This window comes from Bradyrhizobium sp. NAS96.2, assembly GCF_001908235.1.
Lineage (GTDB): Bacteria > Pseudomonadota > Alphaproteobacteria > Rhizobiales > Xanthobacteraceae > Bradyrhizobium.
This window is the reverse complement of sequence record NZ_LGHK01000177.1, coordinates 1-21,288: the sequence shown is the minus strand read 5'-3', so window position 1 is coordinate 21,288 and position 21,288 is coordinate 1. Positions and strand designations below refer to the sequence as shown.

The following is a 21,288-nucleotide window of genomic DNA, read 5'->3' as shown; positions in this document are numbered from 1 at the left end:
CAGACGCGTACCCTCAGCGAATATTTCGAGGAGGACTGGTCGCGGATCCCGCCGGTCAGCGTCGAGCCGGGACACCTCGCCGAATGGGTCTGGCTGCTGAAGGGGTTTGAGCGGATCACCGGCTGCCCAACGGGGCGTCCGCGCGGCGAGCTCCTGGTCTCGGCGCTGCGCTATCGCGACGCCACCGGCTGCCTGATCGACGAGGGCGATGCGGAGGGCAATATTCGCCGGCCCTCCAGGCGGCTGTGGCCGCAGAGCGAACTGGCGAAGGCCTGGATCGCACAGGCCGAGTCGGGCGAAGCCGGAGCTGCGGACGAGGCGCGCGCGGCGCTGGTGCTGCTGGAGCGGCACTATCTCAGCCACCCCGTGGCCGGCGGCTGGTACGATCAGTTTGACCGCGACGGCAATTCGCTGATCGCCACGATCCCGGCGTCGTCGTTCTACCATGTGCTCTGCGCGGTCACCGAAGCGGAGCAGGTGCTCAGCTAGAGCGTTTTCGAGCGAAGTGGGTACCGGTTCGCGTGAAGAAAACACGTTACGATGAAAATCTAGAGCTCCGTTCCGATTCAATCGGAACGGATCAAGCTCTAGGACCGCCTTCCTGGTCTGACGCGCTTTCTGCACCCGTGGCTCCGCTCGAAAACGCCCGATATCCTTAGAGCCAGCGCTTGCGCCGCTTGAAGCTCTTCAGGTTCTTGAAGCTCTTGCGCTGGTCGCCGGCGCCGCCGAGGTAGAATTCCTTGACGTCCTCGTTGTCGCGCAGCTCGTCGGCGGAGCCGTCGAGCACCACCTTGCCCTGTTCCATGATGTAGCCATGGCTCGCGACCGAAAGCGCAGCGCGGGCATTCTGCTCGACCAGCAGGATCGTGACGCCGAGATCGCGGTTGATCTCCTTGATGATCGCGAACACTTCCTTGACCAGCAGGGGTGACAACCCCATCGACGGCTCGTCCATCAGGATCATCTTCGGTCGCGCCATCAGCGCGCGGCCGATCGCGAGCATCTGCTGCTCGCCGCCGGAGAGATAGCCGGCAAGGCCCGTGCGCTCCTTCAGGCGCGGGAAGTACTTGTACACCATGTCGATGTCGTCAGAGACCTCGCCGTCGCGCCGGGTGAAGGCGCCGAGCCGCAAATTCTCCAGCGAGGTCATGTCGGCGACGATGCGGCGGCCCTCCATCACCTGGAAGATGCCGCGCCGGACGATCTTGTCCGGATCGATGCCGTTGATGCGCTGGCCCTCGAACAGGATCTCGCCGCGGGTGACTTCGCCGTCCTCGGTCTTGAGCAGGCCGGAGATCGCCTTCAGCGTCGTCGACTTGCCGGCGCCGTTGGCGCCGAGCAGCGCCACGATCGCGCCCTTCGGCACCTCGAGGCTGAGGCCGCGCAACACCAGGATGACGTCGTCATAGACGACCTCGATGTTGTTGACGCTGAGCAGCGGCGGCGGCGGGACGGCCGTCGGCACCGGGCGGGTGGCTTCGAGGGTTTCGTTCATCTCGACTGTTCTCCGCTGTCGTCACCCGCGTTTCGTGCGCGACTGCGCACTCGAGCGGGTGACCCAGTATTCCAGAGACGCCAGCGATAAAATCGTGAGAGCGCGGCGTACCGGATCCCCCGCTTTCGCGGGGGATGACGATTGTTGTTGAGGCGGTGCAGGAGGCCGCCTCACGACCTCACCAGCCAAACCATTCCGGCTTGCGCGGCAGTTCGACGGTCTTCACCTTCTCGAGCTTGATCGTGCCCTTGCTCATCAGGTCGTTGATGTCGCCATCGGTCGCACCCGATACCTTGGCACGATAGAGATCGACCTTCGTCGTCGGGCGATGATCCTTCTCGGTCCAGCTCGAGGGATTGCAGACGCCGTCCATGCCGGCCGGCACCCAGTCCTTCTTTTGGTAGAAGCCCTTGGCGACGTTCTCGCCGGTGGCGCCGCCGTTCTTGGCGGCCCAATCCAGCGCTTCCTTCATGTAGAGCGCGCTGCAGACCGCGGCGATGTAGTGCACCGGGCGATAGACCTTGCCCGACGGATCGGACATCTTCGAGATCTCCATCACGGTCTTCATGCCGGGCGCATTGCCGCCCCAGCCGACCGCCGTGCGCAGCGGGAAGATCACGCCGTCGGCGGCATCGCCCGCGGTCTTGGCGGCGTTCTCATCCATGCCCCAGACGTTGCTGAGGAACTGGACGTCGACGCCGGCGGTCTTGCAGGCCTTCATGACCGAGATGTTGGAGGCCGCGGTGTTGCCGAGATAGGCGTAATTGGCGCCGGAGCTCTTCAGGCTCAGGCACTGGGCCGAGTAGTCGCCGGGCGACAGCGCGAACACCAGCGGCGGCAGCACCTCGAAGCCGAGCTCGGTCGCGAGCGCTTCGCCGGCAGCCTTCGGCGCGTTCGGATAGGGATGGTTGGCGCCCATGTGGACGAATTTGGGCTTGCCGGGCTTGCCCTTGGCCTTCCAGTCCTCGGCTGCCCAGGTCAGCTCGGCGCGCAGTGCGTCCGAGTAGCTCGGGCCGTAGAAGAAATTGTACGGCGCGGGCTTGGCCTTGCCGCTGGTGCCCTCGGGATCGGTCAGCGCCGCGGCATAGGAGCCCGACATGTCGGGGATCTTGTCCTGCGCGAGGAAGCCGGTCAGCGCCTCGGTGTCCGCCGTGCCCCAGCCCATGATCGCCGCGACCTTGCCGTCGGGCGCCGACCACTTCTTGTACAGCGCGATCGCGCGCGGCACCTGGTAGCCATAGTCGTTGCTGTCGACGCTGAGCTGCTTGCCGCCGACGCCGCCGTTCTTGTTGATCCAGGCAAACGTATCGGCGACGCCCTGGCCATAGGGCGTGCCGACGTCGGAGGTGCCGCCCGAGAGGTCCTGCAGATGGCCGATGGCGATCTGGGCCTGTGCGGTGGCGGCGGCGCTGCTGATCAGCAGCGCGAGGGAGACCGAGCTCAAAAGGGATCTAATCGTCATTTTTGTTTCCTCCTGCTTATTCGTTGAACCGAATTTGTGTTGCTCGACGCGTCAGTGCGAGAACGGATAAAGCTTCCAGTAGGCCTTGATCTGCCGCCAGCGGTGCGCGAGCCCGTCCGGCTCGAACATCAGAAAGCCGATGATGATCAGGCCGATCGCGATCTCGCGCAGGAAGGTGATGTTGTTGTTGAGCTGCAGCGCCTTGTCGATGGCGCCGCCCTTCAGCCACGCGCTCAGCCATTCCATCGATTCCGGCAGCAGCACCACGAAGGCGGTGCCCATCAGCGTGCCCATCACCGAGCCGGTGCCGCCGATGATGACCATCGCGAGGAACAGCACCGAGCGCTCGATGCCAAAACCTTCCTGGGAGACCACGAGCTGATAATGCGCGTAGAGCGCGCCGGCGATGCCGGCAAAGAAGGCGGCCAGCCCGAACGACAGCGTCCGGTACTTGGTGAGGTTGATGCCCATGATCTCGGCGGAGAGATAGTGGTCGCGGATCGCGACCAGCGCGCGGCCGTCGCGGGTGCGCATCAAATTGGTCACGAGCAGATAGCTGATCACCATGTAGGCGAGCACGACGTAGAAATACTGCCGGTCGCCGCGCAGCGTGTAGCCGAAAATCGAGAACGGATTGGCGCTGGCCGGCACCGAGCCGCCCGAGAACCATTCGGCGCGCGAGAAGAAGTCGAGCAGGATGTACTGCGCGGCGAGCGTCGCGATGACGAGGTAGAGCCCCTTCAGCCGCGCCGCCGGCACGCCGAAGATCAGGCCGACCAGCGCCGTGATCACGCCGGCGAGGGGAATGGCGAAGAACACCGGGATCGGCGCGTTGTTGGAGATGTAGGCCGAGGTAAAGGCGCCGAACAGGAAGAACGCGGCGTGGCCGATCGAAATCTGGCCGGTGAAGCCCACCAGGACGTTGAGGCCGAGCGCTGCGATCGCGAAGATGCCGATCTGGATCGCGATCGAGAGCAGATAGTTGGACAGCAGCATCGGCGCGAAGCAGGCCAGCGCGATGCCGGCGATCGCGAAGTTGCGGCTGGTCGCGGTCGGGAAGATCGTGGTGTCGGACGCGTAGCTGGTGCGGAAATCGCCTGACGGGATGAGGGTGCTCGTTGCCATTGATCAGACCCGCTCAATGTCCTTGGTGCCGAACAGGCCGTACGGCTTGATCATCAGGATGATGATCAGGACGTAGAACGGCGCGATTTCGTAGAGATTGCCCCAGTGCAGATACTCGCTGTCGAGATACTGGGCGACGTTTTCCAATAGCCCGATGATGATGCCGCCGAGCACGGCGCCGCCGACCGAGTCGAGCCCGCCGAGGATCGCGGCCGGAAACACCTTGATGCCGTAGGCGGAGAGGCCGGACGAGACGCCGTTGACGACCGCAACCACGACGCCTGCAACCGCCGAGACGGTGGCCGAGATCGCCCAGGCCATCGCGAACACGCTCTTCACGGAGATGCCGAGCGATTGCGCGACCTGCTGGTTGAAGGCGGTGGCCCGCATCGCCAGGCCATATTTGGAGGCGCGGAAGAACCAGGCCATGCCGACCATCATGGCGAGCGAGACCACGAGGCTCATGACATAGACGGTCTGGATCTGTAGCCCGAACAGGCTGACCGCCTGGCTCTGGAATACGCGCGGGAACGGCTGCGGGTTGACGCCGAAGATCCATTTCAGCGCGGCCTGGAACACCGTCGAGAGGCCAATCGTCACCATGATTACGGATATGATCGGCTCGCCGATCATCGGCCGCAGGATTACGACCTGGATCGCGATGCCGAAAATGAACATGAACACCAGCGTGATCGGCATGCCGATCCAGAACGGCACCTGGTACTTCGTCAGCAGCGCCCAGCACACCCAGGCGCCGACCAGCAGCAGTTCTCCCTGTGCGAAATTCACGACCTGCGTCGCCTTGTAGATCAGCACGAACGACATCGCGACCACGCCGTAGAGCGTGCCGACCACGAGGCCGTTGACGATCAGCTGGATCAGGAACTGGGTGTTCATGGGGTGTGGTCGCTCCGAACGGCGCCAGCACCCTCTCCTCCTGTGGGAGAGGGTGGCTTCGCAAAGCGAAGCCGGGTGAGGGGTTGTCTCCGCATCGGGATCGTTGAGAGAGGACCCCTCACCGAAGCGAGTTTTTGTCGACTGGCGGTGTAACCCTCTCCCACAAGGGGAGAGGGCGCATTCACTGGCAGCGCGCTCCGTTCTCGCAGCCCGGTCATTCCGCGGCCTCCGCGATCGCGGCGCGGCCGAGATCGATGACTTGCAACGTGGTGCGGACGCGCTGCGTGGTGCCGTCCTGGAAGCGGATCACGGTGTCGACGGGGATGCTGGCCTTGCCGCGGTAGATCGCCTCGATGATATCTGCGTACTTCTCGTTGATCACGCCTCGGCGGACCTTCCGGGTCCGCGTCAGCTCGCCGTCGTCGGCATCGAGCTCCTTGTACAGCAGCAGGAAGCGCGAGATGCGCTGCGCCGGCGGCAGGGTGGCGTTGACGGTCTCGACCTCTTTCTTCAACAGCGCATAGACTTCGGGCCGCGACGACAGGTCGGTGTAGGTCGTGAACGAGAGGCGGTTCTTCTCCGCCCATTTCGAGATGATCGAGTAGCGGATGCAAATCATCGCGGCCAGCGTGTCGCGGCCGGCGCCGAGCACCACGGCTTCGGCGACATAGGGCGAGAACTTCAACTTGTTCTCGATATATTGTGGCGAGAAGCGTTCGCCGCGCGAGGTCTCGGCGAGGTCCTTGATGCGGTCGATCACCACGAGCTGCCGGTTGTCGTTGTAGTAGCCGGCATCGCCCGAATGCATCCAGCCGTCCTTGATGTCGGCGACCGATGCCTCGGGGTTCTTGTAATAGCCGTGGAACATATTCGGATGCCGCACCACGATCTCGCCGACGCCGTTGACGTCGGCATTGTCGATGCGGATCTCGATGTTGTCGGCCATCGGCACGCCTGTCGTGTCCGGATCGACCTTGCCTTCGGGGTGCAGCGTGTAGGCGCCGAGCAGCTCGGTCTGGCCATACAGCGTGCGCAGCGGCACGCCCATTGCCTGGAAGAACTTGAACGTATCCGGCCCGAGCGCCGCGCCGCCGGTCGCCGCCGAGCGCAGCCGGGTGAAGCCGAGCCGGTCGCGCAGCGCGCGGAACAGGAGCTGATCGGCCAATACCGAGCGCTTGCCCTCGGCGAGCGCCGCAAGCCCGGTCTTTATGCCGAGATCGTAGAGCCGCTGCTTGAACGGCGAAGCGTCCATCACGCCCGCGCGGACGTCAGCCGCGATCGATTCCCAGACCCGCGGCGCGAACAGCACGAAGGTCGGCGCGATCTCGCGGAAATCGTGCATCATGGTGTCGGGCTCTTCGACGAAGTTGACCTTCATCCGGGAGAGCAGCGCTTTGCCCAGCGCATAGATCTGTTCCATGATCCAGGGCAGCGGCAGCACCGAGACGTATTCGTCGTCGGGCCCCTTCGGATCGAAGGAAAGATAGGTCGCGCAGTGCCGCAGCACGCGTCCGGCCGAGAGCATCGCGAGCTTCGGGTTGGCGGTCGTGCCCGAGGTCGTGCAGAGGATCGCGATGTCGTCGCCACGCGTGGCGTCGACCAGCCGCTCATAAAGCCCAGGCTCGCGCGCCGCGCGATCGCGGCCCAAAGCGACGAGCTTGCTCGCCTCCATCAATCGCGGATCGTCGTACTTCCGCATGCCGCGCGGATCGGAATAGACGATGTGCTTGAGATTGGGCACCCGGTCGGCAAGGCCGAGCAGCTTGTCGACCTGTTCTTCGTCCTCGGCGAAGACCAGCTTGGCCTCGCCATAGGTCAGGAGATAGGCGGCTTCCTCGTCCAGCACGTCGCGGTAGAGGCCAAGGCTCATCGCGCCGATCGCGTGGGCCGCGATTTCGGCCGCGACCCAGTCCGGCCGGTTGTCGCCGATGATGCCGATCACGTCGCCCCGCCCGAGGCCGAGCTCGACCATGCCGAGCGCGAAATCATGGGTACGGGTCTGGTAGTCGTTCCAGGTGAATTCGCGCCATAGCCCGAAATCCTTCTCGCGCAGCGCGATCTCGTTGCCGTGCTCCTTGGCGTTGAGGCGCAGCATCTTGGGGAAGGTGTCGGCCTGCGCGGCGCGACCGGCATAATCCATCATGCCGCGCTCTCCCGCACTGCCGGCTTGTCGTCGGGGTCGACCAGCACCTCGTCCTCTTCGCCGAGATAGGCGCGTTTGACGTGGGGATCGGCGAGCACGGTCGCCGGATCGCCCTCGGCGATCTTGCGGCCGAAGTCGAGCACCATGACGCGGTGGGAGATGTCCATCACGACGCCCATGTCGTGCTCGATCATCATCACCGTCATGCCAAACTCTTCGTTGAGGTCGACGATGTAGCGCGCCATGTCCTCCTTCTCTTCGAAGTTCATGCCGGCCATCGGCTCGTCGAGCAGGATCAGTTGCGGCTCGAGCGCCATCGCGCGGGCGAGTTCGACCCGCTTGCGCAGGCCGTAGGGCAGGGTGCCGGCGGTCGCCTTGCGCACCGATTGCAGATCGAGGAAGTCGATGATCTCCTCGACCTTGCGGCGGTGCTCCAGCTCCTCGCGGCGCGCGCCGGTCAGCCAGTACAGCGAGCCCGTGATGAAGTTGTTCTTCAGCAGGTGATGGCGGCCGACCATGATGTTGTCGAGCACGCTCATGTGGTGGAACAGCGCCAGATTCTGGAAGGTCCGGCCGATACCGAGGCGGGGTCGCGCGTTCGGGGTGAGGCCGGTGATGTCCTGGCCGCGATAGAACAGCTGGCCTTCGGTCGGCCGGTAGCGGCCGGAGATGCAGTTGACGATCGAGGTCTTGCCGGCGCCGTTCGGGCCGATGATCGAGAACAGCTCGCCTTCGTTGACGCCGAAGCTCACTTCGGTCAGCGCGCGGACGCCGCCAAAGCGCAATGAGACTCCGCGCACCTCGAGACTGTTAGCCACCCTGTTCCCTCCAGATACGGGCGCTTTGGCGCGCTCTTTATCTTTCGCTTCGATCTCGGTTCGATCTTACATGGGGCGCCGAAGGAAACCATCCGACTAATGATGCCGGCGTCCGGGAGCAATTGCTCGCCCCGATCGCCTGCGTCATGCGCGGTAACGCCGCACCCCGCCTGCAAGCCCGTGTCCCGCGTCGTCCGCCTTCAGCGATCCATCGAAGCGCTGCGCGCGGCGTTACGCGAGGTGGCTCTGAATACGAGAAAGCGATAGGTTGAATTGTCTTGTGCCCGACATTTGGTCAGGAATTTTCGCTGGCATTCCAGGCCTCGGGTCACCTGGCTTCGCGCACGGCGTTGCTGCGGTGCAATATCTTGGGTGGGATGCCGTCGCTAGAATGATTGCTGCTGATTACCTGAAGCGCATCGCGGCCTGGTCGCGCGAGCTGACCGAGCAAGAAATCGAGATCGCGCGCGCCGGCATTTCCGAGAAGTCCTACCGCGCCAACGAATTCATCTTCATGCGCGGCGACAATTTCCAGTACTGGACCGGCATCGTCACCGGGCTGGCGCGCATGGGCATCGTTTCGCGCGGCGGCAAGGCCGCGAGCTTCGCGGGCCTCACGGCGGGCGCGTGGTTCGGCGAGGGCACCGTGCTCAAGAACGAGCTGCGGCGCTACGACGTGGTCGCGCTGCGCGATACGCGCCTCGCGATGATGGATCGCCGGACCTTCGTCTGGCTGTTCGAGAACAGCGTCGGCTTCAACCGCTTCCTGGTTGGACAGCTCAACGAGCGGCTCGGCCAGTTCATCGCGCTGCTCGAATATGGCCGCACGCTGGACGCAACCGCACGGTTGGCGCGCTCGATCGCCTCGCTGTTCAATCCGATTCTTTACCCCGAGCTCACCCTGCACCTTGAAATCACCCAGGAGGAGATCGGGGCGCTGTCGGGAATCTCCCGGCAGAACGCCAACCAGTGCCTGAAGCGGCTCGAGCGCGAGGGGCTGCTGCGGCTCGAATATGGCGGGGTCACGATCATCGAGCTCGACCGGCTGCGCCACTACGGCGAGTGAGTGGCGCCAGACCGCATTGAACCGGGTTTTCGGGGCTTTAAGGCCCTGATTCCAAACGATTATGCCATTAGACTTGGAGGTGGCCGGGTGCTACAGACCGGCCTCGTTGGGATCGCGCGGTCTCGCGCTCTCTGGAGATGATATGACGGCTCAGGACTCAAAGCGGCGCGTTGCGCTGATCACCGGCGTCACCGGGCAGGACGGCGCGTATCTCGCCGAATATCTGCTCGGCCTCGGCTATACCGTGCACGGGATCAAGCGCCGCTCATCCTCGTTCAACACCGCGCGCGTCGACCATCTCTACCAGGATCCGCACGCGGGCAACGTGCCGTTCCTGATGCACTACGGCGACATGACCGATTCGACCAACCTGATCCGCCTGGTGCAGCAGATCCGGCCGACCGAGATCTACAACCTCGCCGCCCAGAGCCACGTCCAGGTCAGCTTCGAGAGCTCGGAATACACCGCCAATGCCGACGCCATCGGCGTGCTGCGGCTGCTGGAGGCGATCCGCATCCTCGGCATGGAGAAGGAGACCCGGTTCTACCAGGCCTCGACCTCGGAGCTGTACGGGCTGGTGCAGGAGGTGCCGCAGAAGGAGACCACGCCGTTCTATCCGCGCTCGCCCTATGGCGTCGCCAAGCTCTACGGCTACTGGATCACGGTGAACTACCGCGAGGCCTACGGCATGTTCGCCAGTAACGGCATCCTGTTCAACCATGAGAGCCCGATCCGCGGCGAGACCTTCGTGACGCGCAAGATCACCCGCGCCGTCGCCCGCATCGAAGTCGGCCTCGAGAACAAGCTCTATCTCGGCAATCTCGATGCCAAGCGCGACTGGGGCCACGCCCGCGACTACGTCGAGGGCATGCACAAGATCCTGCTGGCGGACGAGCCCGGCGACTTCGTGCTCGCGACCGGCGAGACGCGCTCGGTGCGCGAATTCGTCGAGCTGGCGTTTGCCGAGGTCGGCCGCAGCATCGAATGGCGCGGCAAAGGCGTCGAGGAGATCGGTATCGACAAGGCGTCCGGCACTACGCTGGTGCAGATCGACCCGGCCTATTTCCGCCCGACCGAGGTCGATCTTCTGATCGGCGACGCCAGTAAGGCGCGGGCCAAGCTCGGCTGGGCGCCGAAGACGCCGTTCGCGCAGCTGGTGAAGGAAATGGTCGCCAGCGATCTCATCGAGGCCAGGCAGGATGCGGCCAATGGCAAGCACGGCGTTTGAACTGAAGGGCAAGACGGTTTTCGTCGCCGGCCATCGCGGCATGGTCGGCTCGGCGCTGATGCGCCGGCTGGCGCGCGAACAGGCCGATCTGCTGACGGTGTTGCGCAGCGAGGTTGATCTGCGCGACCAGGGCGCGGTGAACGCCTGGTTTGTCGCGAAGCGGCCGCAGGCGGTGTTCCTCGCCGCCGCCAAGGTCGGCGGCATCGTCGCCAACAACACGCTGCGCGCCGAATTCCTCTATGACAATCTGGCGATCTCGACCAACGTGATCCAGGCGGCGCATGCCAATGGCTGCGAGAAGCTGATGTTCTTCGGCTCGTCCTGCATCTATCCGCGCCTGGCGCCGCAGCCGCTGCGCGAGGATTCGATGCTGACCGGCCCGCTGGAGCCGACCAACGAGCCTTACGCCGTCGCCAAGATCGCCGGCATCAAGATGGCCGAGGCCTATCGCAGCCAATACGGCGCCGATTTCATCAGCGTGATGCCGACCAATCTTTATGGACCCGGCGACAATTATCATCCGGAGTACAGCCACGTCGTCGCCGCGCTGATTCGCCGCTTCCACGAGGCCAAGGTTTCCGGCGCTGCCGACGTCGTGGTGTGGGGCACCGGCACGCCACGCCGGGAATTCCTCTATGTCGACGATCTCGCCGACGCCTGCATCCATTTGATGAAGACATATTCCGCGCCGGAGCTGGTCAATATCGGCACCGGCGAGGACATCACCATCGCCGAATTCGCCCGCGTCGTTGCCGCCGCCGTCGGCTATCGCGGTGAGATCAGCTTCGACACCTCGCGCCCCGACGGCACGCCGCGCAAGCTGCTCGACGTCAACAGGCTCGCCAAGCTCGGCTGGCGCGCCACCACTTCGCTCGAGGATGGCATCAAGCTCGCGTACCAAGCCTATCTGAACGAGACCAAGCAGGCGGTGGAGTAGGGCACAGCTCTTTCCATCGTCATTGCGAGGAGCGCAAGCGACGAAGCAATCCATCTGTCGTCCACAAGTGGCGAAATGGATTGCTTCGCTTCGCTCGCAATGACAGTTGTTGCGGTTACTTTGCCATCCGCGGCGGCGCCTTCGACAGCGCAGTCGCCATCGCCGAGATCAGCGGCTTCATGAAGAACGCATCGTTCGCCGGATAGATGTCGGTGCGCAGGCCGTAGGTCTTCAGTTCATCCGACACCACGGGCCCGACGGAGGCGATCGGCGTCTGCTCCAGGCCCTCGCGCAATTGCGCCTCGCACTTGTGCGCCTGTGCCACCTCGAGCAGGCGGCGAACCTGGCCGGAACTCGTCAGTGCGATCGCATCAATTCGGCCCTGCGCCATCTCCTCGATCGCAGTGACGATGTTGGCGTCGGCGGCCTGCGCATCATAGACATAGGGCAGCACGGTATCGACCTCGGCACCCTGCGCCTTGATCGCACCGATCAGCGTGGCGTGGTCCTTGTCCGGATAGAGCTGCAGCCCGAGCCGATGTCCCTTCAGGTCGAGCGTCGACAGCATATCGGCAACGCCTTCCGAGGTCGGTTTCTCCGTCGTCATTTGCGGCTCGAGCCCGATCTCGCGCAGCGCGCGGCCGGGCTTGGGGCCGCGGGCGAATTTGCGCGCCCTGCCGAGGCTACCGACGAATTCCGCCTCGACCCCGATCCGGCGCACGACCTTCATGAGGCGGCGCAGGCCTTCGCCGGTCATCAGCACGAGGTCGTCGAGCGGCCGTTCAATGGCGCGGCGAATCCAGGCTTCGGTCGGCGCCGGATCCGGCGCATCGTGGATGGTGAACATCGGGCATTGCAGCACATCGGCGCCCTGCTCGGCGAGCAGGCGGGAAAACTGCGCCTCCTCGCGCGTCTCGAGGATCAGGATGCGGTAGCCGTTCAGCCGGTCAGCCATGATGGTCCCTAACAAACATTGTCGTCATTTGTTCGATTTGACCCCCGCGCCGGGATTGGCGCAAGGCTACCTGCGGTGATAGACGGGGACCGAAAATGACCGTTCCACGCAACTGCTCAAGCTTTGGTCAATTGGCATGCCCCATCAATTCGTTCTGACCCTGTCCTGTCCGGACCGCCCCGGGATCGTCTCCGCAGTCTCGACCTTCCTCGCGCATAACGGCCAGAACATCCTCGACGCCCAGCAATTCAACGATGTCGAGACCGGCAAGTTCTTCATGCGCGTGGTGTTCACCGCGGCCGACCTCGCGGTCGGGCTGCCGGCGCTGCAGACCGGCTTTGCCGCGATCGCCGAACGCTTCGGCATGGAATGGCAGATGCGCGACCGCGCCAGCCGGCGGCGGGTGATGCTGCTGGTGTCGAAGTCCGATCACTGCCTGGTCGACATCCTCTACCGCTGGCGCACCGGCGAGCTCGAGATGATCCCGACCGCGATCGTCTCCAACCATCCGCGCGAGACCTATGGCTCGCTCGATTTCGGCGATATCCCGTTCCATCATCTGCCCGTGACCAAGGACACCAAGCGGCAGCAGGAAGACGCGGTGTGGAAGCTCGCCCAGGACACGAACACCGACCTCGTCGTGCTGGCCCGCTACATGCAGATCCTCTCGGACGAGATGTCGGCGCGCCTGTCGGGCCGCTGCATCAACATCCATCATTCCTTCCTGCCGGGCTTCAAGGGCGCCAAGCCCTACCACCAGGCGCATGAGCGCGGCGTCAAGCTGATCGGCGCCACCGCGCATTATGTCACCAGCGATCTCGACGAGGGGCCGATTATCGATCAGGACGTCGAGCGCATCAGCCATCGCGACACGCCCGAGGATCTCGTGCGCAAGGGCCGCGACATCGAGCGCCGCGTGCTGGCGCGGGCGATCCGCTACCATCTCGCCGACCGCGTCATCCTCAACGGGCGCAAGACCGTGGTGTTCGTGGACTGACCCCAGGGTTAACCCGGTCGCCGCGCTTTGACTTCCATGGTGTCGCCTTGCATCGAGGTGCTGCATGAAACTCATCCACATGAGCGACATCCATCTGACGGCGCCGGGGAGGACGATCTTCGGCCGTGATCCCCTGGTCAATTTCGAGCGTGCGCTCGATCAGGTGCTTGCCGATCATCGCGATGCCGAGCTGATGGTGATCTCGGGCGATCTTTCCGATCTGGGTGACCTCGCGGACTATCAATTGCTGCGCGACCGCCTGAGGCGGTTTCCGATCCCGACGCGGCTTTGTATCGGCAACCACGACCATCGCGAGACGTTTCTCAGCGTGTTTCCCGAATGCGCCGACGCGGACGGGTTCGCGCAGGGCGTTCACGATGCCTCCTTCGGCCGCTGCCTGCTCCTCGACACCTACGAGCCGCAGACGGCCGCCGGCAGCTTTTGCGAGAGGCGGCAGGCCTGGCTGGCGCGGCAGCTATCCGAGCACGACGGCCCGTTCTTCCTGTTCATGCATCACAATCCGTTCCCGACGCATATCGGCCCGGTGGACCGTATCGGCCTGCTCGACGATCGCGCGTTCCGGTCGATCGTCGCGAAGCACCGGAGCAAGATCCGGCATATCTTCTTCGGTCACTGCCGCATGGTGCTGAGCGGTTCGGTCGCCGGCATCCCCACCACCTCGCTGCGCGGAACCAACCACGCCAGCTATCCCGTGTTCGCGGAGGTGCTGACGGTCGCCGATTTGCCGGAGTCCTACGGCGTGGCGTTCATTGGCGATGACTACGTCACCGTGCACATGGTGGAGTTCGGCTACCGCGGCGAAATCATCAGCGAGGATGCCCTCGACTAGGCCGCGCGCTCAGTGGGCTGGGCTCTGCGTTGTCGCCGCCGGCTTGGCGTCGTCGCCGCGCTCGGCCGCGGGCATCAGGCGCTTGCGCTCTCGCTCCTGCATGAACTTGTCATACTCGGGCGTGCCCGCCCGCGGCGGTGCGTCCGCAGGCAGACCGCCGGCCCAGGCCGGAATGTAGTCGGCCATGCCGGCCGAGACCTTTTGGTTCACGGTGCCGCATCCCCCGAGCGCGCAGGCCGCGAGCGCGAGGGCAATCAGGACAGGGATGTGGCGTGTGAAGGTTGGCATTGGCGGCAGCATACAGCCCTGGTCTTTATGGATGATGATCTTGGGTGCGACCGTTCGGCTGCAATTGTGCTTGTTTGTTGACATTGGCGTTTGATTTGTACGATCGTACAAATTAATCGAGATCGCGGCCCGCCTAAGTCCGCGAGAGCGGTTCTCTTGGGGGCGTTGAGTTTCGGGGAGCGATTCTGGTACCCTGATACTTGTGGCTACGGCTGGGCCCGATCGCGCTACGCGCGACACACGTCCATCGTCCGATTGACAATAGGGCGCTTCGAGACGCCTTGTCGCGTTGCGGCTTGGCCGCAACATGCTTGGGTTAAGGCAAGGGCCGGGCACTCGGCTCGAGGCAGAAGGATGAAAGGGGGAGGGATGTCGATGTTCAATCGTCGCAAGAGGTTGCTGTGGTGCGCCGCTTCGGCCGCGCTTTGGGGGTTTTGCGCCAGCGTGCCGGCGCGGGCGGACGACGCCGTCAAGATCGGCCTGATCCTACCGATGACCGGCGGCCAGGCCTCGACCGGCAAGCAGATCGATAATGCGATCAAGCTCTACATGCAGCAGAACGGCGACACCGTCGCCGGCAAGAAGATCGAGGTCATCCTCAAGGATGACGCCGCGGTGCCCGACAACACCAAGCGGCTCGCGCAGGAACTGATCGTCAACGACAAGGTCAATTTCATCGCCGGCTTCGGCGTGACGCCCGCGGCGCTGGCCGCGGCGCCGCTGGCAACCCAGGCCAAGATCCCGGAAGTCGTGATGGCGGCCGGCACCTCGATCATCACCGAGCGCTCGCCCTATATCGTGCGCACCAGTTTCACGTTGGCGCAGTCCTCCACCATCATCGGCGACTGGGTGGTCAAGAACGGCATCAAGAAGGTCGCGACGCTGACCTCCGACTACGCGCCGGGCAACGACGCGCTGACCTTCTTCAAGCAGCACTTCACCGCCGGCGGCGGCGAGATCGTGGAAGAGGTCAAGGTCCCGCTCGCCAATCCCGACTTCGCGCCGTTCCTGCAGCGCATGAAGGATTCCAAGCCCGACGCGATGTTCGTGTTCGTGCCGGCCGGGCAGGGCGGCAACTTCATGAAGCAATATGCCGAGCGCGGGCTCGACAAGAGCGGCATCAAGGTGATCGGCCCCGGCGACGTGATGGACGACGATCTGCTCAACAACATGGGCGATGCTGCGCTCGGCGCGGTGACCGCGCATCTCTATTCGGCCGCGCATCCGTCCCAGATGAACAAGGATTTCGTCGCCGCCTACAAGAAGGCGTTCGGCAATCGTCCGGGCTTCATGGCAGTCAGCGGCTATGACGGCATCCACCTGATCTATGAGGCGCTGAAGAAGACCAATGGCGCGACCGACGGCGACAAGTTGATCGAGGCGATGAAGGGCATGAAGTGGGAGAGCCCGCGCGGCCCGATCTCGATCGATCCGGAAACCCGCGACATCGTGCAGAACATCTACATCCGCAAGGTCGAGAAGGTCGACGGCGAGCTCTACAATGTCGAGTTCGCGACCTTCGAGGCCGTCAAGGATTCCGGCAAGACCAAGAAGTGACGCGCGAAGCTCCGCCTCCCTCCACGTCATGGCCGGACAAGCCGGCCATGACGTTCCACTTGACGTGGTATCCTTTGCGTCCTCTCGGCTGAGCTGACTTGATGGCCTCTATCCTCACCAACCTGTTCGACGGCGTCGCCTACGGCATGCTGCTGTTCGTGCTCGCCTGCGGGCTGGCGGTGACGCTCGGGCTGATGAACTTCGTCAATCTCGCGCACGGCGCCTTCGCGATGGCCGGCGGCTATATCTGTGCCGTGCTGGTCAATCAGTCCGGCTGGCCCTTCTTCGCCGCGCTGCCGCTCGCCTTTGTCGGCAGTGCCGTCATCGGCATCGCGCTCGAGCGCACGCTGTACCGCCATCTCTACAGCCGCAGCCATCTCGATCAGGTGCTGTTCTCGATCGGTCTGGTGTTCATGTCGGTCGCAGCGGTCGACTACATCATGGGATCGTCGCGGGTCTTCATCAAATTGCCGGCGGCGCTGGAGGGGCAGATCGATCTGTTCGGCGTCGGCATCGGCCGCTACCGGCTGATGATCGTCGTGATCTGCGGCCTGCTGACGCTGGCGCTGCAGCTGATCCTCGCGAAGACGCGGTTCGGCAGCCGCCTGCGCGCCGCGGTCGACGATCCGCGTGCCGCGATCGGGCTCGGCATCAACGTGCCGCAGGTGTTCGCCTTCACCTTCGCCTTCGGCTGCGGCCTCGCCGGCCTCGGCGGCGCGCTGAGTGCGGAGATACTAGGGCTCGATCCGTACTTTCCGCTCAAATTCATGATCTACTTCCTGATCGTCGTCACCGTCGGCGGATCGTCCTCGATCACCGGGCCGTTCCTTGCATCGCTGCTGCTCGGTATCGCCGACGTCGCCGGCAAATATTACGTGCCCAAGCTCGGTCCCTTCGTGATCTACACGGTCATGATCGTGATCCTGCTCTGGCGCCCGAACGGCCTGTTCGGCCGCACCGCGGCGCGGTGAGGCTGATATGACCGCGCTGTCCGACGTCTCCTCTCATGCGATGGCCAGCGCGCGCTGGCGGATCAGCGAGGTCGCCTTCTGGGTGCTGGCGCTCGCCTGCGCCTTCCTGTTCCCGTCGCGCTATCTGATCATGACCGACATCGTGCGGCTCGGCCTGTTCGCGCTGTCGCTCGACTTGATCCTCGGCTATGCCGGAATCGTCTCGCTCGGCCACGCAGCTTTCTTCGGCGTCGGCGCCTATTCGGCCGGCTTGCTGGCGCTGCACGGCATCATCAACGAGCCGGTCATCGCGCTGGTCGCCGCCGGTTTCGTCGCGGCCGTGCTCGGCTTCCTCACCAGCTTCCTGGTCATCCGCGGCGTCGACCTGACCCGGCTGATGGTGACGCTCGGCATCGCGCTGCTCTTGGAAGCGCTCGCCGAACGCTTCTCCGATATCACCGGCGGCACCGATGGCCTGCAGGGTATCGAGATGCAGCCGATCCTCGGGCTGTTCACCTTCGACATGTTCGGCAAGACCGGCTTCTTCTACTCGCTGATCGTGCTGTTCATCCTGTTCCTGCTGGCGCGCCGCGTGGTGCACTCGCCGTTCGGCCTGTCGCTGCGGGCGATCAGGAACAATCCGCTGCGCGCGGCCGCGATCGGCGTGCCGGTCAACCGCCGCCTGATCGCGGTCTATACGCTCGCCGCGTTCTATGCCGGGATCGCCGGTGCGCTGTTCACCCAGACCACGGCGCTTGCGTCACTTGACGTATTTTCCTTCGAGCGCTCTGCCGACCTGATGCTGGTGCTCGTGATCGGCGGCACCGGCTATCTCTATGGCGGCCTGATCGGCGCCGTCGTGTTCAAGATGCTGCAGGAGCTATTCCAGAGCATCACCCCGCAATACTGGCTGTTCTGGATCGGCCTCGTGCTCGTCGTGATCGTGATGGTCGGCCGCGCGCGCATCCACCGCTGGGTGCTGTTCGTGCCGAACCTGGTCATTCGCCAGTTCGCCGGCCGCAAGGCTGCCGTCGCCGTGCCGGAGGGCGACGCGTCATGACGATCGCGCTCGAAACCCGCGGCCTCGAAAAATCCTTCGGCGGCCTTCGCGTCACCCGCGACCTCTCGCTGAAGGTGATGCAGGGCGCCCGCCACGCGCTGATCGGGCCGAACGGCGCCGGCAAGACCACCGTCATCAACCAGCTCACCGGCGTGCTGACCCCGAACAGCGGGCGCATCCTGCTCGAGGGCCACGACATCACCGGCCTCTCCGTGCACAAGCGGGTGCTGCGCGGGTTGTCGCGCACCTTCCAAATCAACCAGCTCTATCCCGACCTGACGCCGCTCGAGACCGTCGGGCTTGCGGTCTCCGAGCGAATGGGCCGCGGCGGCGACTGGTGGCGGCGGATGGGAACGCGCGACGACGTCAATGCCGAGATTGCCGAGATACTGTCGCGCTTCCATCTGCTCGACGTCATGACCGAGCTCACCTCGACATTGCCCTATGGCAAGCAGCGCCTGCTCGAGATCGCGGTCGCGATCGCAGCGAAACCACGGGTGCTGCTGCTCGACGAGCCCGCGGCCGGCGTGCCCGAGAGCGAGCGCCACGATATCCTGGCGGCGGTCGCGGCGCTGCCGCGCGACGTCACTGTGCTGCTGATCGAGCACGACATGGACCTCGTGTTCTCCTTCGCCGACCGCATCTCGGTGCTGGTCAATGGCGGCCTGCTCACCGAGGGCGCGCCCGACGAGGTCGCGCGCGATCCGCGGGTGAGGGCGGTCTATCTCGGCGAGGCAGCCGATGCCTGATCTGCTCTCTATCCAGGGCCTGCGCGCGGGATATGGCGAGGCGGTGGTGCTGCCCGATATGTCGCTGGTGCTTGCCGAGGGGCAGGTGCTCGCGCTGCTTGGCCGCAACGGCACCGGCAAGACCACGCTGATCAATTCGATCGTCGGCATCACCAGGCGTTTCGGCGGCAGCGTCGCGCTCGCGGGCCGCGATATCACGGCGCTGCGCCCCGACCAGCGCGCCCGCGCCGGGATCGGCTGGGTGCCGCAGGAGCGCAACATCTTCCGCTCGCTGACGGTGGAAGAGAACATGACCGCGGTGGCGCAGCCCGGGCCGTGGACGGTCGAGCGGGTGTACGAGATGTTTCCGCGGCTGAAGGAGCGGCGCAGCAATTTCGGCAACCAGCTGTCCGGCGGCGAGCAGCAGATGCTGGCGATCGGCCGGGCGCTGACCTTGAACCCGAAAGTGCTGCTGCTCGACGAGCCGACCGAGGGCCTCGCGCCGATCATCGTTGAGGAATTGTTAAAGGCGATCGGAACCATCACGCGCTCGGGCGGCATCTGCTCGATCATCGTCGAGCAGAACGCGCAAAAGATTCTGGGGCTCGCCGACCGCGTTGTGATATTGGAACGCGGCACGATCGTGCACGATGCGGCGAGCAGCGCGCTGAAGGCCGATCCCTCCGTCCTCGAGCGCCATCTCGGCGTCGCCGGGACCAAAAAACACTGACGACCTAGGGAGTTCACCATGCAGCGAACCAAGCCTCCGTTCCGCGCCGACGAGGTCGGCAGCCTGTTGCGCCCGCCGAAGATCAAGGAGGCCCGCGCCAAGTTGGAGAAGGGCGAGATCTCGGCCGACGAGCTGCGCAAGGTCGAGGACATGGAGATCGAGAAGGTCGTGCACAAGCAAGCCTCGGTCGGCCTGAAGCTCGCGACCGACGGCGAGTTCCGCCGCTCCTGGTGGCACTTCGATTTCCTCAGCCATCTGACCGGCTGCGAGCTGTTCCATCCCGACATGGGCATCCAGTTCGCGGGCGTGCAGACCCGGCACGACGCCATCAGGGTGATCGGCAAGCTGGATTTCTCCGATCAGCACCCGATGCTCGATCACTTCAGGTTCCTGAAGAAGTATGCCGACCAGGCGCACGTCACGCCGAAGATGACGATCCCCTCGCCGGCGGTGCTGCATTTCCGCGGCGGCCGCAAGCTGATCTCGAAGGAGGTCTATCCCGATCTCGAGGAGTTCTATCAGGATCTCGGCAAGACCTATCGCAAGGCCGTGAAGGCGTTCTACGACGCCGGGTGCCGCTACCTGCAATTCGACGACACGGTGTGGGCCTATCTGTGCTCGCAGGAGGAATTGCAGAAGTCGCGCGACCGCGGCGACAATCCGGATGGCCTGCAGGAGATCTACGCGCGCGTCATCAATTACGCGATCGCCGATCGCCCGGCCGACATGGTGATCACGACGCATGTCTGCCGCGGCAATTTCCGCTCGACCTGGATTTCCTCCGGCGGCTACGAGCCGGTCGCCGAGACCATGCTGGCCGGCACCAATTACGACGGCTATTTCCTCGAATATGATTCCGATCGTGCCGGCGGCTTCGAGCCGCTGCGCTTCCTGCCCAAGGGCAACAAGGTCGTGGTGGTCGGCGTCATCACCTCGAAGTTCGGCGAGCTCGAGAAGAAGGACGACATCAAGCGGCGGCTGGAGGAGGCGGCGAAGTTCGCCCCGATCGAACAGCTCGCGGTGTCCCCGCAATGCGGCTTCGCCTCGACCGAGGAGGGCAACATCCTTTCCGAGGAAGAGCAGTGGGCCAAGCTTAGGCTTGCCGTCGAGGTCGCGAATGAGGTGTGGGGGAAGTAAGACCGACTCCGCCGTCATTGCGAGGAGCAAAGCGACGAAGCAATCCATCGGTCCGCGCATGTGGCGCGATGGATTGCTTCGCTTCGCTCGCAATGACGGGTGAGGAGGCCGCGTCACTGCTCCGCCAGATAGACCTCGCCCAGCAGCGAGGAGTTCGACCACGGCACCTGCTTGCCCTTGGTCGCGGCGACGACTTCGGCGCGGACCCGCGTCAGCATCTGCTGCACTTCGAGGCCGGGCGTGCCGACATGGCGCGACAATGCGGCCGAGAACGGGCTGTTGGCGCCTTCGCCGTCGAGCGCGACCTGGCCCGGCGCGGTCGCGAACGCGATCAGCGTGCCGGCGCCGAGCGTCGAGCCTGATCCCAGCGTCGCCGGTGCGGCAAGGCCGGATCCGGCTTCGATGCCGCGGCTCGGACCCGCGGATGCCACTTGCGGCGCCATCGGATTGTTGCGGCAGGCATCGAGGATCAGGATGTTGGTGCGGATCTGGTCGTCGAGGCCGGCCATGATCGTATCCATATCGACCATTGCGTCGGTCATGCGCCCGCCTGCCTTGAACTCGATATCGACCGGCACGAGGTAGTTGCGGCCGTCGACCTGCACGCCATGGCCGGCGTAGTAGACCACGGCGATCTGCGACCGCGTCGCCTCGCGCAGGAAATCGTGGATCGTCCTCTGCATCGTCTCGCGATCGAGATCGAGACCCTCCGAGACGGTGAAGCCGATGTCGCGCAGGCTCCTGGCGATGGCGCGTGCATCGTTCGGCGGATTGGGCAGCGCTTTCACATGCGCATAGGCGCCGTTGCCGATCACGAGCGCGACGCGCCGGCCGGTCGTTGCGGCCTGCACGCGGGCTGCCGGCG

At 64.6% G+C, this 21,288-nt stretch carries 21 protein-coding genes; 12 read left to right on the top strand and 9 right to left on the bottom strand.

Going from position 1 to position 21,288, the window contains the following annotated elements; translation table 11 throughout:
- Nucleotides 1-489: AGE family epimerase/isomerase (locus AC628_RS31485; protein ID WP_210190287.1), on the top strand; the 489-nt coding region annotated here is incomplete at its 5' end.
- Between the two features lie 166 nt (nt 490-655).
- Here the strand turns inward: AC628_RS31485 and AC628_RS31480 are convergent.
- From AC628_RS31480 to AC628_RS31455, 6 genes are all read right to left on the bottom strand, one after another.
- Complete coding sequence (locus AC628_RS31480; RefSeq protein WP_074130662.1) at nt 656-1,495, bottom strand: ABC transporter ATP-binding protein; 840 nt, start codon at nt 1,493-1,495, stop codon at nt 656-658.
- Between the two features lie 178 nt (nt 1,496-1,673).
- Nucleotides 1,674-2,957, bottom strand: coding sequence for an ABC transporter substrate-binding protein (locus AC628_RS31475; protein ID WP_074130661.1), 1,284 nt, complete (start codon nt 2,955-2,957; stop codon nt 1,674-1,676).
- Nucleotides 2,958-3,008: 51 nt separating this feature from the next.
- A complete protein-coding gene (locus tag AC628_RS31470; RefSeq protein ID WP_074130660.1) occupies nt 3,009-4,082 on the bottom strand; it encodes a branched-chain amino acid ABC transporter permease in 1,074 nt (357 codons plus the stop codon).
- 3 nt (nt 4,083-4,085) lie between these two features.
- Nucleotides 4,086-4,979, bottom strand: coding sequence for a branched-chain amino acid ABC transporter permease (locus AC628_RS31465; protein ID WP_074130659.1), 894 nt, complete (start codon nt 4,977-4,979; stop codon nt 4,086-4,088).
- 214 nt (nt 4,980-5,193) lie between these two features.
- Nucleotides 5,194-7,122 (bottom strand): long-chain fatty acid--CoA ligase, encoded by a 1,929-nt coding sequence (locus AC628_RS31460; protein ID WP_074130658.1) that lies wholly within the window; start codon nt 7,120-7,122, stop codon nt 5,194-5,196.
- Nucleotides 7,119-7,940 (bottom strand): ABC transporter ATP-binding protein, encoded by an 822-nt coding sequence (locus AC628_RS31455; RefSeq protein WP_050423145.1) that lies wholly within the window; start codon nt 7,938-7,940, stop codon nt 7,119-7,121. Before AC628_RS31455 ends, AC628_RS31460 begins: the two co-directional genes overlap by 4 nt.
- 391 nt (nt 7,941-8,331) lie before the next feature.
- Here AC628_RS31455 and AC628_RS31450 point away from each other — a divergent pair, with 391 nt between their 5' ends.
- The 3 genes from AC628_RS31450 (at nt 8,332) to fcl (ending at nt 11,171) form a co-directional block, all read left to right on the top strand.
- The gene (locus tag AC628_RS31450) at nt 8,332-9,006 is read left to right on the top strand and encodes a Crp/Fnr family transcriptional regulator (RefSeq protein WP_021080507.1); all 675 of its coding nucleotides are present in this window, start codon (nt 8,332-8,334) and stop codon (nt 9,004-9,006) included.
- Nucleotides 9,007-9,148: 142 nt separating this feature from the next.
- A complete protein-coding gene (gene gmd, locus AC628_RS31445) occupies nt 9,149-10,234 on the top strand; it encodes a GDP-mannose 4,6-dehydratase (protein ID WP_074130657.1) in 1,086 nt (361 codons plus the stop codon).
- Nucleotides 10,215-11,171, top strand: coding sequence for a GDP-L-fucose synthase (gene fcl / locus AC628_RS31440; RefSeq protein ID WP_283806725.1), 957 nt, complete (start codon nt 10,215-10,217; stop codon nt 11,169-11,171). The genes gmd and fcl overlap by 20 nt, the downstream gene beginning before the upstream one ends.
- A gap of 115 nt (nt 11,172-11,286) precedes the next feature.
- Here the strand turns inward: fcl and AC628_RS31435 are convergent, their stop codons facing one another.
- A complete protein-coding gene (locus tag AC628_RS31435) occupies nt 11,287-12,126 on the bottom strand; it encodes a uroporphyrinogen-III synthase (protein WP_074130655.1) in 840 nt (279 codons plus the stop codon).
- 136 nt (nt 12,127-12,262) lie between these two features.
- Here AC628_RS31435 and purU point away from each other — a divergent pair, with 136 nt between their 5' ends.
- Nucleotides 12,263-13,123, top strand: a complete 861-nt coding sequence (gene purU / locus AC628_RS31430) for a formyltetrahydrofolate deformylase (protein ID WP_074130654.1) — start codon at nt 12,263-12,265, stop codon at nt 13,121-13,123.
- Between the two features lie 64 nt (nt 13,124-13,187).
- A complete protein-coding gene (locus tag AC628_RS31425; RefSeq protein ID WP_074130653.1) occupies nt 13,188-13,973 on the top strand; it encodes a metallophosphoesterase in 786 nt (261 codons plus the stop codon).
- Nucleotides 13,974-13,982: 9 nt separating this feature from the next.
- On the opposite strand, the gene AC628_RS31420 is transcribed toward AC628_RS31425, so the two are convergent.
- A complete protein-coding gene (locus tag AC628_RS31420) occupies nt 13,983-14,261 on the bottom strand; it encodes a hypothetical protein (protein ID WP_074130664.1) in 279 nt (92 codons plus the stop codon).
- 375 nt (nt 14,262-14,636) lie between these two features.
- Between AC628_RS31420 and AC628_RS31415 the strand changes: the two genes are divergently transcribed.
- The 6 genes from AC628_RS31415 to AC628_RS31390 all read left to right on the top strand — a co-directional run bounded on the left by AC628_RS31415 (nt 14,637) and on the right by AC628_RS31390 (nt 20,423).
- Nucleotides 14,637-15,818, top strand: coding sequence for an ABC transporter substrate-binding protein (locus tag AC628_RS31415; protein ID WP_074130663.1), 1,182 nt, complete (start codon nt 14,637-14,639; stop codon nt 15,816-15,818).
- Between the two features lie 101 nt (nt 15,819-15,919).
- Nucleotides 15,920-16,789, top strand: a complete 870-nt coding sequence (locus AC628_RS31410; RefSeq protein WP_074130652.1) for a branched-chain amino acid ABC transporter permease — start codon at nt 15,920-15,922, stop codon at nt 16,787-16,789.
- 7 nt (nt 16,790-16,796) lie between these two features.
- On the top strand, nt 16,797-17,828 hold the full coding sequence (locus AC628_RS31405) for a branched-chain amino acid ABC transporter permease (protein WP_074130651.1): 1,032 nt from the start codon (nt 16,797-16,799) through the stop codon (nt 17,826-17,828).
- Nucleotides 17,825-18,577 (top strand): ABC transporter ATP-binding protein, encoded by a 753-nt coding sequence (locus AC628_RS31400; RefSeq protein ID WP_074130650.1) that lies wholly within the window; start codon nt 17,825-17,827, stop codon nt 18,575-18,577. Before AC628_RS31405 ends, AC628_RS31400 begins: the two co-directional genes overlap by 4 nt.
- Nucleotides 18,570-19,286: an ABC transporter ATP-binding protein gene (locus AC628_RS31395; protein WP_074130649.1), complete on the top strand. Its 717-nt coding sequence runs from the start codon at nt 18,570-18,572 to the stop codon at nt 19,284-19,286. The genes AC628_RS31400 and AC628_RS31395 overlap by 8 nt, the downstream gene beginning before the upstream one ends.
- 18 nt (nt 19,287-19,304) lie before the next feature.
- Nucleotides 19,305-20,423 (top strand): cobalamin-independent methionine synthase II family protein, encoded by a 1,119-nt coding sequence (locus AC628_RS31390; RefSeq protein ID WP_074130648.1) that lies wholly within the window; start codon nt 19,305-19,307, stop codon nt 20,421-20,423.
- A 113-nt stretch (nt 20,424-20,536) separates the two neighbouring features.
- Here AC628_RS31390 and AC628_RS31385 read toward each other — a convergent pair.
- Nucleotides 20,537-21,288: caspase family protein (locus AC628_RS31385; RefSeq protein ID WP_143201900.1), on the bottom strand; the 752-nt coding region annotated here is incomplete at its 5' end.